Origin of the sequence: Microvirga sp. (genome assembly GCF_014699075.1) — a bacterium.
GTDB lineage: Bacteria > Pseudomonadota > Alphaproteobacteria > Rhizobiales > Beijerinckiaceae > Microvirga.
In genome coordinates this window covers 99,092-112,443 of the sequence record NZ_JACXAB010000003.1, presented here as the reverse complement: position 1 = coordinate 112,443, position 13,352 = coordinate 99,092, and the positions used below count along the sequence as shown (strand labels likewise).

10 protein-coding genes are annotated in these 13,352 nt (G+C 66.1%); 4 read left to right on the top strand and 6 right to left on the bottom strand.

Features of this window, described 5'->3' with window-relative positions; translation table 11 throughout:
• Nucleotides 1-154: 154 nt before the first annotated feature.
• The gene (locus tag IC232_RS06125; RefSeq protein WP_190844044.1) at nucleotides 155-4,939 is read right to left on the bottom strand and encodes a hypothetical protein; all 4,785 of its coding nucleotides are present in this window, start codon (nucleotides 4,937-4,939) and stop codon (nucleotides 155-157) included.
• 315 nt (nucleotides 4,940-5,254) lie between these two features.
• Between IC232_RS06125 and IC232_RS06120 the strand changes: the two genes are divergently transcribed.
• Both IC232_RS06120 and IC232_RS06115 read left to right on the top strand, forming a co-directional pair.
• Nucleotides 5,255-5,575: a 2Fe-2S iron-sulfur cluster-binding protein gene (locus IC232_RS06120; protein WP_036350677.1), complete on the top strand. Its 321-nt coding sequence runs from the start codon at nucleotides 5,255-5,257 to the stop codon at nucleotides 5,573-5,575.
• A gap of 16 nt (nucleotides 5,576-5,591) precedes the next feature.
• On the top strand, nucleotides 5,592-6,017 hold the full coding sequence (locus IC232_RS06115) for a universal stress protein (RefSeq protein WP_190844043.1): 426 nt from the start codon (nucleotides 5,592-5,594) through the stop codon (nucleotides 6,015-6,017).
• Nucleotides 6,018-6,179: 162 nt separating this feature from the next.
• Here the strand turns inward: IC232_RS06115 and IC232_RS06110 are convergent, their stop codons facing one another.
• The 4 genes from IC232_RS06110 to IC232_RS06095 all read right to left on the bottom strand — a co-directional run bounded on the left by IC232_RS06110 (nucleotide 6,180) and on the right by IC232_RS06095 (nucleotide 11,350).
• Complete coding sequence (locus IC232_RS06110) at nucleotides 6,180-6,749, bottom strand: hypothetical protein (protein ID WP_190844042.1); 570 nt, start codon at nucleotides 6,747-6,749, stop codon at nucleotides 6,180-6,182.
• Nucleotides 6,750-6,809: 60 nt separating this feature from the next.
• Nucleotides 6,810-7,985, bottom strand: a complete 1,176-nt coding sequence (locus IC232_RS06105) for a vWA domain-containing protein (protein ID WP_190844041.1) — start codon at nucleotides 7,983-7,985, stop codon at nucleotides 6,810-6,812.
• A 61-nt stretch (nucleotides 7,986-8,046) separates the two neighbouring features.
• Nucleotides 8,047-9,837 carry a cation:proton antiporter gene (locus IC232_RS06100; RefSeq protein ID WP_190844040.1) on the bottom strand — a complete coding sequence of 597 codons (1,791 nt, stop codon included), beginning with the start codon at nucleotides 9,835-9,837 and terminating at the stop codon, nucleotides 8,047-8,049.
• A 226-nt stretch (nucleotides 9,838-10,063) separates the two neighbouring features.
• Entirely contained in the window at nucleotides 10,064-11,350 is a 1,287-nt protein-coding gene (locus tag IC232_RS06095; protein ID WP_190844039.1) for a cystathionine gamma-synthase family protein, read from the bottom strand.
• A 102-nt stretch (nucleotides 11,351-11,452) separates the two neighbouring features.
• Between IC232_RS06095 and IC232_RS06090 the strand changes: the two genes are divergently transcribed.
• A complete protein-coding gene (locus IC232_RS06090) occupies nucleotides 11,453-12,301 on the top strand; it encodes an AAA family ATPase (protein WP_190844038.1) in 849 nt (282 codons plus the stop codon).
• Entirely contained in the window at nucleotides 12,301-12,825 is a 525-nt protein-coding gene (locus tag IC232_RS06085; RefSeq protein WP_190844037.1) for a SixA phosphatase family protein, read from the top strand. The genes IC232_RS06090 and IC232_RS06085 overlap by 1 nt, the downstream gene beginning before the upstream one ends.
• Here IC232_RS06085 and IC232_RS06080 read toward each other — a convergent pair.
• Nucleotides 12,822-13,343, bottom strand: a complete 522-nt coding sequence (locus IC232_RS06080) for a GNAT family N-acetyltransferase (protein ID WP_190844036.1) — start codon at nucleotides 13,341-13,343, stop codon at nucleotides 12,822-12,824. The two genes, IC232_RS06085 and IC232_RS06080, sit on opposite strands and share 4 nt — an antisense overlap.
• Between the last annotated feature and the right edge of the window lie 9 nt (nucleotides 13,344-13,352).

Below are 13,352 nucleotides of genomic sequence, written 5' to 3'. Positions count from 1 at the left end.
GGGATCGGCTGCATGTTGCAACAGCGAGGATCTGGGTCTGTCGCGTCCGGCCGCCCTGGGCAAAGGTAGCTGCGATCCAGCTCAGCTTGCATTGCCCCCAAACGAAAAACGCGGCCCGGAGGCCGCGTTTTTGTATTCAGCGAGGGGAGACGGCTCAGTCGAACCGGCCGCTCGCATGGGCCAGCATCGTGTAGACCTTGCCGGTCTCCGACGTGAGGTAGGTCTTCGTCAGCATGGAGTCGCGGTCGTCGCGGGAGACTTCGGCGAGCAGGCGCTCGAACTCTTCCACATACCGGTCCACCGTCTGCCGGAACTCATCGTCACGGCCGTACTTGCGGCGGATCTCCTCGAAGGTCTGCTGACCCTGCAGGGTATAGAGCCGGCGGGTGAACACGTTGCTCTCACCGCGGCGGTAGCGGTCCCACAGCTCCACGGCCGCGTCGTGGTCGATCATGCGGGCGATGTCGACCGAGATCGAGTCCAGGGATTCAAGGCTGTTGGTGCGGGTGCGGTCGGGACGGCCTGCATTGCTGCGGGCCGGCTCCACCGCTTCCTCACGCGAGGCGCGGTTCAGGAGGTCGGACAGCCAGCCGCCACGGGCACCGGCCTCAGGGGCAGGAGCCTCCTGACGACGGGGAGCCGGACGCTCGGCCGCCGGCTGAACCTGGCGCACGGGCGCAGGCTTCGGTTCCGCCTGACGCGCCACCGGTGCCGGAGCAGGGGCGGGTGCCGGTGTCTGGGCGATCCGCTGCTCGACGGCGGCTGCGACCGCCGCCATGGTCGCGGCGACCGGGGTCTCGTTGACCGCCGCCTTGCGCGGCTGGGCGGCAGGCGCCGCATCGACCAGGCGGTTCGAGCGGGACACGAGAGCCGACAGCTCGTTCAGGGCCTTGATCTGGTCGGCGACCACGCGGCGCATGTTGGCGGTGGTCTCCTGGGTCTCCTGCGGCAGCTCGACGACGCCGCGGCGGAGTTCGGCGCGGGTGGCCTCCAGCTCGCGCTGGATGTTGCCCGTCATGCCGCGCAGCTCGCCCATCGCATCGCGGAACTTCGCTGTGGCGCTGCCCAGGGCTTCGGCCATCTCGGCCGTGGCCTGCTCGTAGCTGGCGCGCAGGGCTTCCGCCGTCCGCTCGCTCTCCTGGCCCGTGGTGGCGCGGATGCGCTTGAACTGCTCGCCGATGGCCGCCGTGGTGGTGTCGGCCGCCGAGGACAGGACGGAGCCGATCTGGCGCGCCTTGGCCTCGGCGTTCTGGAGGGAGCCCTCCAGGAGGGTGGTGAAGGAGCGGGTGACGGATTCGAGATCCTGCGAGCGTTCGCCGATCCGGGTCAGGAGCTCGTCCAGGGCCTGCTGGCGGCTGGAGAGCGCCTCGTTCATGCGCGCTTCCACACGCTCCAGGGCAGAGGCCGCCTCGGTGAGGGTGCGCATCTGCTCACCGGTGGTGCTGGTGAGCGCCTGTCCGCGCTCCTCGAGGCTGCGGGCCAGCTCCAGGGCCTGCTGAATGGCACCGGACGACACGTTGCGCAGTTCGTCGACCTGCTCGGCCACCTGGTCGGAGGCGCGGCCAGTCTGGGTGGCGATCTCCGACAGGAGCGTCTCGATGTGCTGAACGCGTCCGGCCAGTCCGTCCTCGACGGCACCGAGATTGCTGCTGGCGGAAGCCGCCACCTGCTGGAGCATGCGGTTGGCGTCGGTCAGGCGGCCGAGCACGTCGGTGAGTTCGCCGCGCAGGCGCTCGTTGGCGCCCGTGAGAGCCTCCACCGTCTGCTCGGTTCCCTCGGTGAGGGAAGCCCGCACGGCCTCCGTCGACTGCAGGTAGGAGGCGGTGAGCTCCATCGTGCGCTCCTGGAGCGACGAGAGGAGGGTGGTGCTGCGGTCCTGCAGGCTCTCGATGACGGCATTGCTGCGCTCCTCGAGGCTGCGCAGGGTCGTGTCGCTGATGGCCGCGACCTCGCGGCCGATGAACTCGCCGCGGCTGCCCAGGGCCTCGACCAGCGAGGCGCCTTGCGTGTCGAAGATCGAGCGGATCTCGCCGATGCGGCCGGTGAGGGAGCCGAGAACGGCCTGGCCGCGCTCGTCGATGGTCTCGGCAGCGCCGGTCAGGCGGTTGACGACGCTGTCCTCGAGCATCGTGACGCTCTGGTTGAGAGCGGAAGCCAGCTCCTCGGTGCGGCTGCCCAGCGTCGCGGCGATCTCTTCCGCGCGGCTGCCCAGGGTCTGGTTGATCTCGAAGGCACGGGTCCCGAGGGTCTCGGCGATCTCGTCGGCACGGCTGCCCAGAACCTCGTTGATCGAGGCGATCCGGCTGTCGAGAGACTGGCCGATCTGCTCCGCCTTGGACGACAGGGTGTCGGCAATGGCGTTGGTCTTGGCCGTGATCGCCTGGCTGATCTCGTCCACGCGGGCTTGCAGGGCCGTGGCCACGTCGCGGCCGCCTTCGGCCATGACGCGAGCCATCTCGCCGGTGCGCACCACGAGGGCCTCGTTGAGGGCCGTGGAGCGAGTGCCGAGCACGCTGTCGACCCGCTCGACGATGGTGTCGAAGTTGGCCGTGATCTCCGTGGTGCGGCGAGAAGCATGCTCTTCGAGAGCCGAAAGCTGCGTCTCGATGGCGGTGGTTGCCTCGCGGGCACGCTCGGTGAAGGACTCGGCCACGGTGCGGCCCTGCACGGTGATCAGGCGGTCCATCTCTTCGAGGCGGCCGGTGATGGTCTCCGTAATGCTGCCCACATCGCGGGAGATGCGCTCGGCCACTTCGCTGCCGCGGGTGGTGACGTCCTCCAGGGCCGTGAGCCGCGCCACGAGGGTCTCCTCCATCTCGCGGGTGCGGGTGTCGACGGTGGTGGACAGGGTCTCGGACGTGCGGTTGAGGGCCTCGTTGACGCGCGAGCCCTGGCTGGCGATGGCGAGCACGATGTCCTTCGCCGTGCTGGCGAGGCGGGTCTGCGCGTCCTCGGTATGGAGGGACAGGGTGTCGGAGAACTCCTGGCCGCGGGTCTCAAAGGCGGAGCGGAATTCCTCGACCTGGGCGCCCATAAGGGTCGAGAGGCGCTCGCCGGCCTGGGTGAGGCTGGTCTCGAGGGCCTGACCCTGAACGGTGACGGATTCGCTGACGCGCAGGCTGGCGCTCTCAAGCCGGCTGGCGAGATCCTCGACGCGGGTGCCGATGGACTCGTCGGCAAGGCGCACGGCGCTCTCCAGGTGCTCGCGCACCTCGGTGCCGCGCTGGCTGATCTCGCGGGTGACATCGCCCGCCGTGGCTGCCAGGCTCTCGCGGAACGCGTTGCCCCGCAGCACGATCTCGTCGACGACGCCGGTGCCCGTGCTGGCAAGCTGCTCGCGCAGGGAGCCCCCACGGGTGGCAAGCTCTTCGATGAGAGACGAGGCCGTGAGGGCGAATTCCTCGCGCACGGTGCCGCTGCTGGTGGTCAGCGCCTGAACGAGCGATGCGCCGGTCTCGGAGAGCTGCTCGCGCATCTGGGTGCCGCGGGTCACGATCTCTTCGCTCACGGAGGTGCCGGCAGCCGCGATCTGGTCGCGCATTTCGGCGGTGCGGGCGGAGATGTCGTCGGCGATCACGCCGCCGGTGGCCGCGAGCTTCTCGGTGATCTCGGCTCCGCGCTGGGTGAAGCTGTCTTCGAGGGTGCGGGCGGTCTGCTCGAAGGCTTCGCGCACGTCGTTCCCCTGCTGGGCGAGGGCGTCGATCACGCCGCGGCCGGTCTCAGCCAGGGTGCGGGTGACCTGGCTTGCGCCTTCCTGCAGGTGGCGGGTCAGCAGGTCGCCGGTGCGCTCGAAGGCGCCGGTGATGTCCTGGGCCTTGCTCTCAAGGGCGGTCGTGATGGTGACGCCTACCTCCGAGATGCCGTTCTTGATCTCGTCGCTGGAGCCCGCGAGGCGATCGACCAACTCGACGCCGCGGCTCGCCATCTCCTCGACGACGCGTTCGCCGGCGCGACCGAGAGCCTGGGTGATGTGGTCGCCCTGCTTCTCAAGCGAAGCGGTGACCTTGTCGCCCGCGCCGCTGACGGCGGACACGACGCGCTCGCTGGCGCCGTCGAGATCCTGCATCAGGTTCTGGTGCACGCCGGTGATCGAGCCGCGCACGCGCTCCGCGTTCGACACGATGGCCTCGCGCTGCGCCACCAGCTCGTCGATGAGCGAGCGGATGCGGATCTCGTTGTCGGAATAGGCGCGCTCGAGGGTCGAGATTTCGCTGCGCACGAGGGTCTCGAGTTCGCCGGCGCGGGCGAGCGCCCGCTCGACGCCGTCGCCGACGGCCGCCACTTCACGGCGCACGGCCTGCGAGACGGAGAGGACCGCGTCGGTGGAGAAGCTCTCGGGCTGGGCAAGGCGTGTGGCCACTTCGCCGATTGCGCGGGCCACCAGCTTCATCTCCTGCGAGCGGACGGTGAGCATGGCGGCAATGAAGAACAGGAAGACCGGCCCGACGAGACCCACGGCGCCGAGCGCCAGCTGAGAGGTCGAGAACGTGGCGAGCAACTGCTCGGGCGTGGTGATGCCCTGGGTGTAGACGAGGGCGCCGATGCCGCCGAGCCAGAGCAGGGACAGGAGGGTGGCCATCCAGTAGGCCCGGCGGGAAGGGCGAACCTGAAGGGCCTGCAGCATCACGCCGACATTCTGGCGGTCGTCGTTGGCCACGGCATTCCGGTCGGGGGCGACGAAACCGGAGCGGGCCATGCCGTCGAGCCGAGGATCATGATCGTCGGCGTGCGCTGAGAGGGAGTCGGAGCCAAGGCCGAAGGGGCCTCTGGTAAAGTCGTGGTCGTCGATGTCGGGCAGCTTGGGCTCATCGCCGAAAGGCTTGTCACCCGGCCGCGACGGGGTGTGGATCACGAAAGTCTCGTCAAGGTTGAGTGCCTGCTCAACAGCCGTCAGGGCTGCTTCAGCCGGGTCCTTCATCTTCTTGTTCTCGGTCGCCATGATCCGCCCTCGTGACGCAACTGATGATTCTGAAGCCGCACTCTGTTCACGAAAAGCAAGGTGAATGCATGGCCTCAGCCGCTACGGACACCCTTGGAGGGGCTTCCGCACGGTAATCTGTCATTTACCAAGCAAGTCTAGCGGCCGATCTGAAACAAGGAAACCAATTGTCCCCTGTCACTTGTGAACGTCGTTAACGGCTTAGTAACCCGCACTACGGGGCACAATGCGGCAAAAAGACGGCATGCGTCGGGCCTGTCTCTCGTCTTCCGGCGCAGTCTGTCATAAGTATGCGCCAGCAAGCAGAGGTCCGCAATGATCCAGATCACGTTCATCGATACCGAGGGAACCTCCCGCACCGTTGAGGCGGAGGAGGGCGCAACCGTCATGGAAACCGCCATCCGCAATGGCGTTCCCGGCATCGAAGCCGAGTGCGGCGGGGCCTGCTCCTGCGCCACATGCCATGTCTATGTGGCTGAGGAATGGGAAGCCGCCACGGGCCAGCCTCAGCCCATGGAGGAGGACATGCTCGACTTCGCCTTCGATGTGCGCCCCAATTCGCGGCTCTCGTGCCAGATCCGGGTGCGGCCGGAGCTCGACGGTCTCGTCGTTCACACACCCACCCGGCAGGGCTGAACCCGGAGGCAGATCCATGTTCAAGACCATTCTCGTTCCTGTCGATCTGGGCGAGGTCGAAGCGGCCAAGCCGGCCATCGACAAGGCGGTCGAACTTGCTGGCAACTCCGGCGGAGCCTTACGCCTCATCTATGTGCGGGCCATCGTGCCCGTCACCTACATGGAGTTCATGCCGCCCGCTTTCGACGAGGAGCAGCAGGGAGAGGCTGAGGCCAGGCTCGCCGAGGTGGCGGCCGGCGTTGCGCTGCCGGCCGAGCGGGTCTCGGCGGCGGTTCGCCTCGGCTCCGTCTACGCCGAGATTCTCGACGAGGCCGAGAAGACAGGCGCCGATCTCATCGTAGTGGGCTCGCACCGGCCGACCATGGCCACCTATCTGCTCGGCTCCAACGCCTCCACCATCGTGCGCCACGCCCGCTGCTCGGTGCTGGTGGTGAGGGCTTAGGGTAAAACTCCGCTGTCATTCCGGGGTGACCATAGGTCGAGCCCGGAATCCATAAACAGGACACGTCAGAAAAGGGTGGTCAGAGTCGCACTTCTTCTTGCGCTGTTAGCGGTTATGGATTCCGGGCTCCGCTGCGCGGCCCCGGAATGACAGGTGCGGAGATTACGACGCCTTCGGCAGCAATTCTTCCGGCAGCGCTTCCGAGCGGAAGGGGCGGGGCTTGTTGAGCCGGATCATCGGCTCGATTTGCCAGTAGCCCACGATGGCAAGCAGAATCCCCAGGAGCGCAACGGAGGTCGCCCCCATCTGGAACGCCTGCCAGACCAGGTAGGCCATGGCCAGGAGTGACGCGACGGCGAGCGCCGAACTCGGCAGCCACAGGCCTATGGGCTTGCCGGCTATGAGCCGGGCCTGCGGATTGGCCCGGATGATGGCGTCGCACAGGGCTTTCACGAAGGCGCGGTATTCCCGGGTCAGCTCCTGGGCTTCCACGAGGCTCTTCCAGTCCAGGGAGTTGAAGGTGAAGGACTTGCCGTCCTTCATGATGACCTTCGTGCGAAAGGACCTTTGGGCCAGCCGTCCTGGCTCGAAGGTCATGCGCACGGTGTCCACTGCGCCGAGCTGGACCTCGTGCACCTTGCGGCCCGAATCCACCGTGAGCGTGCTGCCCTTGAGGGTGAAAGCGATCGGTCCGCTGAAGGGCTTGGGGTTGTGGCTGTAGGTCTGGGTCATGAGGCTTCTTAACCGGGCGCCGTCATTCCGGCAAACCGCTTCCGGATCGTGGGACGATCCCTACCGCACCAGTTCGCGCATGGCGTGGTCTATGCCTTCGAGATTGAGCGGATACATGCGCTCACCGAAGGTCTGGCGGATCAGGTTGATCGAATGCGTATAACCCCAATGCGGCTGCGGCACCGGGTTCAGCCACACGGCCTTGGGGAAGTGGTCGAGGATCCGCCGCAGCCAGACCTGTCCCGACTCCTCGTTCCAGTGCTCCACGGAGCCGCCGGGATGGGTGACCTCGTACGGGCTCATGGAGGCATCGCCCACGAAGACCACACGGTAATCCGACGGATAGGTGCGGATCACGTCGAGGGTGGGGATCTTCTCGTCGAAGCGCCGGCGGTTCTCCTTCCACACGTTCTCATAGACGCAGTTGTGGAAGTAGAAGTGCTCGAAATGCTTGAATTCGAGCCGTGCGGCCGAGAACAGCTCCTCGGCGATCTCGATGTGCCAGTCCATTGAGCCGCCCACATCTAGGAAGAGCAGCACCTTCACGGCGTTGCGGCGCTCGGGCCGCAGGCGCACGTCGAGATAACCCTTGTGGGCGGTCTCGTGGATCGTCTCGTCGAGGTCGAGTTCTTCCGCCGAGCCGGTGCGGGCGAAGCGGCGCAGACGCCTGAGCGCAATGCGCATGTTGCGCACGCCGAGTTCGACGCTGTCGTCGAAATCCTTGAACTCGCGCTTGTCCCACACCTTCACGGCGTGGAAGTTGCGGTTCTTGTCCTGGCCGATGCGCACGCCTTCCGGGTTGTAGCCGTAGGCGCCGTAGGGCGAGGTGCCGGCGGTGCCGATCCACTTGTTGCCGCCCTGGTGGCGGCCCTTCTGCTCCTCAAGGCGCTTCTTCAGGTTCTCCCAGAGCTTGTCCCAGCCCATGGCCTCGATCTGGCGCTTCTCCTCGTCGGTGAGGTAGCGCTCCGCGAGCTTGCGCAGCCATTCCTCCGGGATGCCGGCCTCCTCGACGGCACGGCCCATGCTCTCGAGGCCCTTGAACACATGGGCGAAGACCCGGTCGAACTTGTCGAAATGCCGCTCGTCCTTCACCAGGCAGACGCGGGAGAGGTAGTAGAACTCCTCCACGCTCTTGTCGGCGAGATCCCGATCGAGCGCCTCCAGCAGGGCCAGGTACTCCCGGAAGGAGACCGGCACCTTGGCCGCGCGCAGCTCTGTGAAGAAGGTCAGGAACATCCGGCCAATGTCGGGCAGGGGGCGGGAAGGTCAAGCACCAATCGAGCGCCCGCCGCGGCCTTCATTTTCCAACCGTCCGACGCGCCCGGAACTCTGCGCGTTCGGGCTTGCGATTGTTCTTCCTCAGAACTTCCCGGAACTCGTCCCGCCGCTCATGGATCGACGCGATCACGAGGCCCATGGGCACGCCGATATCCGCCAGCACCGCCTCGCTCAACTGCAGGGAGGCCTCGATGGTCTCGGGCACCGCATCGTCCACGCCCATGTCGTAGAGCTGGGCCGCATGCTTGTCGTCGCGGGCGCGGGACACGATGGTGATGTCGGACCGCTCCTGCCGGGCCGCCGCCACGACAGCCCCGATCGAGCTCGGCGTATCGAGCGTGATGACAAGGGCCCGGGCCTGCTCGATGCCACAGGCGCGCAGGAATTCCGGATGGGAGCCGTCGCCGAAATAGACCGGCTTTCCGGCCCTGCGCTGCTCGGCCACGCGGGCCGGGTCCATATCGATGGCGAGATACGGCACCTTGTGGCGCCGGAGCATGTCGCCCACGAGCTGGCCGACGCGGCCATAGCCCGCCACGATGACGCGCCCGGGCTCCTCAGGCGGGGGGAGGACGGCAATGGCTGGATCGACGGGGCGCTTCTTCTCGAGCCGGCGGCTCAGGCGGCGTCCGAGGCGTGCGAAGAACGGGATCGCCACCATGGTGAGCGTGGTGACCAGCAGGAGATTCTGTCCGACCGTGACAGGGACGAGGCCTGCCACCATGGCGCTGCCGAGAATGACGAGAGCGAATTCGCCGCCGGGCCCGAGCAGCAGGCCCGTCTCGGCGGCTTCGCCCGCATTCAGGCCGAACGGACGGCTCAGCCAGAAGATGATCACGCTTTTGACCGCGATCACGAGAGTGGCCACAGCCAGAATCGTCAGAGGTGCTTCCAGCAGATGGAAGACGTCGAGGCTCATGCCCACCGAAACGAAGAAGACGCCGAGCAGCAACCCTTTGAAGGGCTGGATCGTCGTGTCGACAGCCCGCCGGTATTCGGTTTCCGAAAGAAGAATGCCGGCGATGAAGGCGCCGAGCGCCATGGAGAGTCCGCTGACAGCCGCGATCAAGCTCGTGACCATCACCACGAGCAGGCAGGCTGCCATGAAAAGCTCCGGGCTCCTCGTGGCCGAGACGAGCTGAAAGAAGGGGCGCAGGATCACGCGGCCGAGGCCGATGATCACGACCAGCGCGAGGATTGCCTGCAGGAGCAGAAAGGCGAAGGAGGACAGGGTGACATCGGGCTTGCTGGTGTCGAGCACCGCGATGGTGAACAGGATCGGCGCGACCGCGAGGTCCTGAAAGAGCAGAGCGGAAAAACTGGCACGTCCCGCTGAGGCATTCAGGCGTTTCTGCTCCGCCAGCACGGGTAGAACGATGGCCGTCGAGGATAACGCCAGGGCAATGCCGATGAGCACAGCCGCCGTGACGGTGTTCACGGTCTTGTAGGCGAAGAGGCTCAGGGCCAGGGTGCAGAGCACGACCTGCAAGGTGCCGAAGCCGAAGACCAGCCGGCGCAGGATGCGCAGGCGCTGCCAGGACAGCTCGATGCCGATGGTGAAGAGCAGGAAGACCACGCCGAACTCGGCGAGCCGGGACGTGCCCTCCGGATTCGTAAAGGTGAGCCAGTCGACCCAGGGGTATTCGGGAATGAGACGCCCAAGGCCGAAGGGTCCCAGCAACGCGCCGGCCGCCAGGAACCCCAGCACCGGGCTGATCCGCAGCCTGTGGAAGAGAGGGACGACGACAGCGGCCGTTGCCAGGAAGAGGATCGGTTCCTGATAAGCGTACAGGTCTATCGCAGCGGCCATTGCTTCCTTCCGGTCGAGGACATTGTCGTTCTAGCCGCGAGGGATGCGCAAGAGGTTAATGCTGCTTGAGGTGGATGGCGGGCGCGACAAGAAGGCATGGAGCCGCTGCTCCCCATGCGTCATCCCGGACGCCGCAAGGCAATCCGGGATCTTTATCGGGATCAGGCGCTCTTCTCGTCATGCGATCCCGGGTTCCGCTGCGCGGCCCCGGGATGACGGGTAGAGCTCACCCCAGCGTCGACAGCGCCTGCGCTAGGTCGGCCACGAGATCGTCCGGGTGCTCGATGCCGATGGAGACGCGGATCGTGGCGTCGCTGACGCCGAGGCGGTCGCGGGTTGCCTTCGGCACGCCGGAATGGGTGGTGGAGGCCGGGTGCGAGATGAGCGATTCGGTGCCGCCCAGGCTGACGGCGAGCTTGAATACCTGGAGCGCGTTGAGCACTCGGAAGGCCTCCGCCTCGCCGCCCTTCACGTCGAAGGAGAAGGTGGAGCCGGGGGCGTCGCACTGCTCCTCGTAGACCTGACGGGCGCGGGATCCCTCGGGCAGATAGGCGAGGTGGTGGACCTTCACCACTCTCGGATGCTCGTGCAGGAACTGGGCCACGATCTCGCCGTTGCGGTTCGCCGCATTCATGCGCAGCGCCAGGGTCTCCAGCGAGCGACCGAGCATCCAGCAGGAATGCGGGTCGAGCTGGGTGCCGATGGAGGAGCGCAGCAGGCGCACCGTCTTCATCAGTTCCTTGGAGCCGAGCGCCGCGCCGGCGATCAGGTCCGAATGGCCGCCCACGTATTTCGTCAGCGAATAGACCGAGATGTCGGCGCCGTTCTTCAGGGGCTTCTGGAAGACGGGTCCGAGCAGGGTGTTGTCGCACACGATCACCGGGCGGTGCCCCTGAACCGCGCCGATCTCCTCCGCCACGGTGCGGATGAGGGCGATGTCCACGAGGGTGTTCATGGGGTTGGACGGGGTCTCGATCTTGATCACGGAAACGCGGCCCTTGGCCATCGCCTCCTTGGCGGCGGCCCGGATGCCCGCCTCGTCGACGCCGTCGCCGAAGCCAACGGCCCCGATGCCCATGTTGGCGAGCGTCTTGGCGATCAGGGTCTCGGTGCCGCCATAGAGCGGCTGCGAGTGCAGGATCACGTCGCCGGGGCGGGCAAAGGCCAGGATCGTGGTGGCGATGGCAGACATGCCGGAGGAGAACAGGAGGCCGGCCTCCGCCTCCTCGAAGATGGCGAGCCGGTCCTCGACGATCTCGGAATTCGGGTGGTTGAAGCGGGAATAGACGAGGCCGGCGGCCTCTCCCTTCGGCGGCTCGCGCCGGCCCGCCACGTAGTCGAAGAACTCCTTGCCGTGCTCGGCGCTGTTGAACACGAAGGTCGAGGTGAGGAAGACCGGGGGCTTCACCGCGCCTTCCGACAGGGTCGGATCATAGCCGTAGCCCAGCATCAGGGTCTCGGGCTTGAGCTTATGATTGCCGATGCGGTCCTTGTGATAGCGGTTCGCAGCCATAGGTCATGTCTCCCATTTGTTTGTCATCGGCTTAGCCTATGAGGGCGATTGCCGAAAGGCCGGGGCAGGACTTAGGGTCTGATTAAAGCGAGGAAGTGTGGAATGGCGCGTTTTGCCGGAACTGAATCCTATGTGGCCACGGAAGACCTCACGGTTGCGGTCAATGCCGCGATTACCCTCGAGCGTCCGCTCCTGGTGAAGGGCGAGCCCGGAACTGGCAAGTCGGTGCTGGCGGAGGAGATCGCCAGGAGCCTGAACGCCCCACTCCTGACCTGGCACATCAAGTCCACCACCAAGGCCCAGCAGGGCCTCTACGAGTACGATGCCGTCTCCCGGCTGCGGGACAGCCAGCTCGGCGACCCGCGCGTCTCCGATATTCGTCACTACATCAAGCGCGGCAAGCTGTGGGAAGCCTTTGCCTCGGACGAGCGGCCGGTGCTGCTCATCGACGAGATCGACAAGGCCGATATCGAGTTCCCGAACGACCTCCTGCTCGAACTCGACCGCATGGAGTTCTTTGTCTACGAGACCGGCGAGACCATACGGGCAGCGCAGCGCCCGATCGTGATCATCACCTCCAACAACGAGAAGGAGCTGCCGGACGCGTTCCTCCGCCGCTGCTTCTTCCACTACATCAAGTTCCCTGAGCCGGAGACCATGGCCCGCATCGTCGAGGTGCATTACCCCGGCATCAAGCACCGGCTGGTCGAGGAGGCGCTCAAGATCTTCTTCGAGGTGCGCGAGGTGCCGGGCTTAAGGAAAAAGCCCTCCACCTCGGAGCTGCTCGACTGGCTCAAGCTCCTGCTCTCCGAGGATATCGGACCCGAAAGCTTACGCGAGCGCGACACCCGCAAGCTGATTCCGCCGCTCCACGGGGCGCTCCTCAAGAACGAGCAGGATGTGAGCCTGTTCGAGAAGCTGGCCTTCATCGCCAGACGGGAAGGACGCTGATGCTCCGCCTTCTGCTCCTCCGCCATGCCAAGTCCGGTTGGCCGCCCGGCATCCTCGACGTCGACCGCCCCCTCGCGCAGCGGGGTCAGGAGGCGGCGCTTGTCATGGGCGATTACCTGAAGCGGGAACGGCTTGAGCCGGATCTCGCCATCGTCTCACCGGCACGGCGCACGCAGGAGACCTGGGAGCGGGTCCAGCCGATCCTCGGCGAGATCGAAATGCGTCAGGATGGGCGGATCTACGAGGCGCCCGTCGGACGGCTGCTGGAGATCGTGCGCGAGGTGGAGCCTAAGATCGGCACTCTTCTGCTCGTCGGTCACAATCCCGGCTTCGAGGAATTGGCCAAGCTCCTCATCGGCGAGGGCGACATGGACAGCATCCTGCGGCTCGGCCAAAAATACCCATCTGCCGGTCTCGCCGTCATCGATTTCGAGCTGGAGAGCTGGGGAGATGTGGCCAAGAAAACCGGTCAGCTCGAGCGCTTCGTGACGCCGAAATCCTTAGGGAATGGCGAGGACGATTAGGCGTCTCCCGGCTGCGGCAGGTCGAGATACAGGAGCTCTTCGTCGTAGAACGTGTCTCCAACCCGAAGGGCCTTGCGCTGGATCCCATAGGGCTTGAAGCCGAGCCCATGATAGGTGCGCCGGGCACCATCATTCGTGAGCCCAACTGTCGCCTCCAGCATCATCACATGCCGGGAGGCATGGTCGATCACGTGCTGGACCAGCCTTTTGCCCACCTGATGCCCGCGCCATTCGGCCTTCACGTAGACGCCCCACAGGACGCCCTTGTGGCGGGCCTTCACCCGGTCATAGACGGCAAAGCCCGCCATGCCGATGAGGGCCTGATCGGCGAAGGCCCCTAAGACCACGTTCGGCCTTGCGGACAGGCGCGCTCGCATCGTCTCCATCGATACCGATGCGTCTTCCTCGTAGCTCGCGCCGAAGGCTTCGGGCGAAACGGTGAGCGCTTCAAGCCGCAGGCTGCGAAACCCTTCGGCGTCCGATGGTTCGAGAGTACGGATCAGGATGTCGGAGGTCATGAATGCCTG

Bases quoted from the DNA above. Each gene is read 5' to 3' on its own strand.
- IC232_RS06125 (WP_190844044.1), bottom strand. From the start codon at position 4,939: ATGGCGACCGAGAACAAGAAGATGAAGGACCCGGCTGAAGCAGCCCTG.
- IC232_RS06120 (WP_036350677.1), top strand. From the start codon at position 5,255: ATGATCCAGATCACGTTCATCGATACCGAGGGAACCTCCCGCACCGTT.
- IC232_RS06115 (WP_190844043.1), top strand. From the start codon at position 5,592: ATGTTCAAGACCATTCTCGTTCCTGTCGATCTGGGCGAGGTCGAAGCG.
- IC232_RS06110 (WP_190844042.1), bottom strand. From the start codon at position 6,749: ATGACCCAGACCTACAGCCACAACCCCAAGCCCTTCAGCGGACCGATC.
- IC232_RS06105 (WP_190844041.1), bottom strand. From the start codon at position 7,985: ATGTTCCTGACCTTCTTCACAGAGCTGCGCGCGGCCAAGGTGCCGGTC.
- IC232_RS06100 (WP_190844040.1), bottom strand. From the start codon at position 9,837: ATGGCCGCTGCGATAGACCTGTACGCTTATCAGGAACCGATCCTCTTC.
- IC232_RS06095 (WP_190844039.1), bottom strand. From the start codon at position 11,350: ATGGCTGCGAACCGCTATCACAAGGACCGCATCGGCAATCATAAGCTC.
- IC232_RS06090 (WP_190844038.1), top strand. From the start codon at position 11,453: ATGGCGCGTTTTGCCGGAACTGAATCCTATGTGGCCACGGAAGACCTC.
- IC232_RS06085 (WP_190844037.1), top strand. From the start codon at position 12,301: ATGCTCCGCCTTCTGCTCCTCCGCCATGCCAAGTCCGGTTGGCCGCCC.
- IC232_RS06080 (WP_190844036.1), bottom strand. From the start codon at position 13,343: ATGACCTCCGACATCCTGATCCGTACTCTCGAACCATCGGACGCCGAA.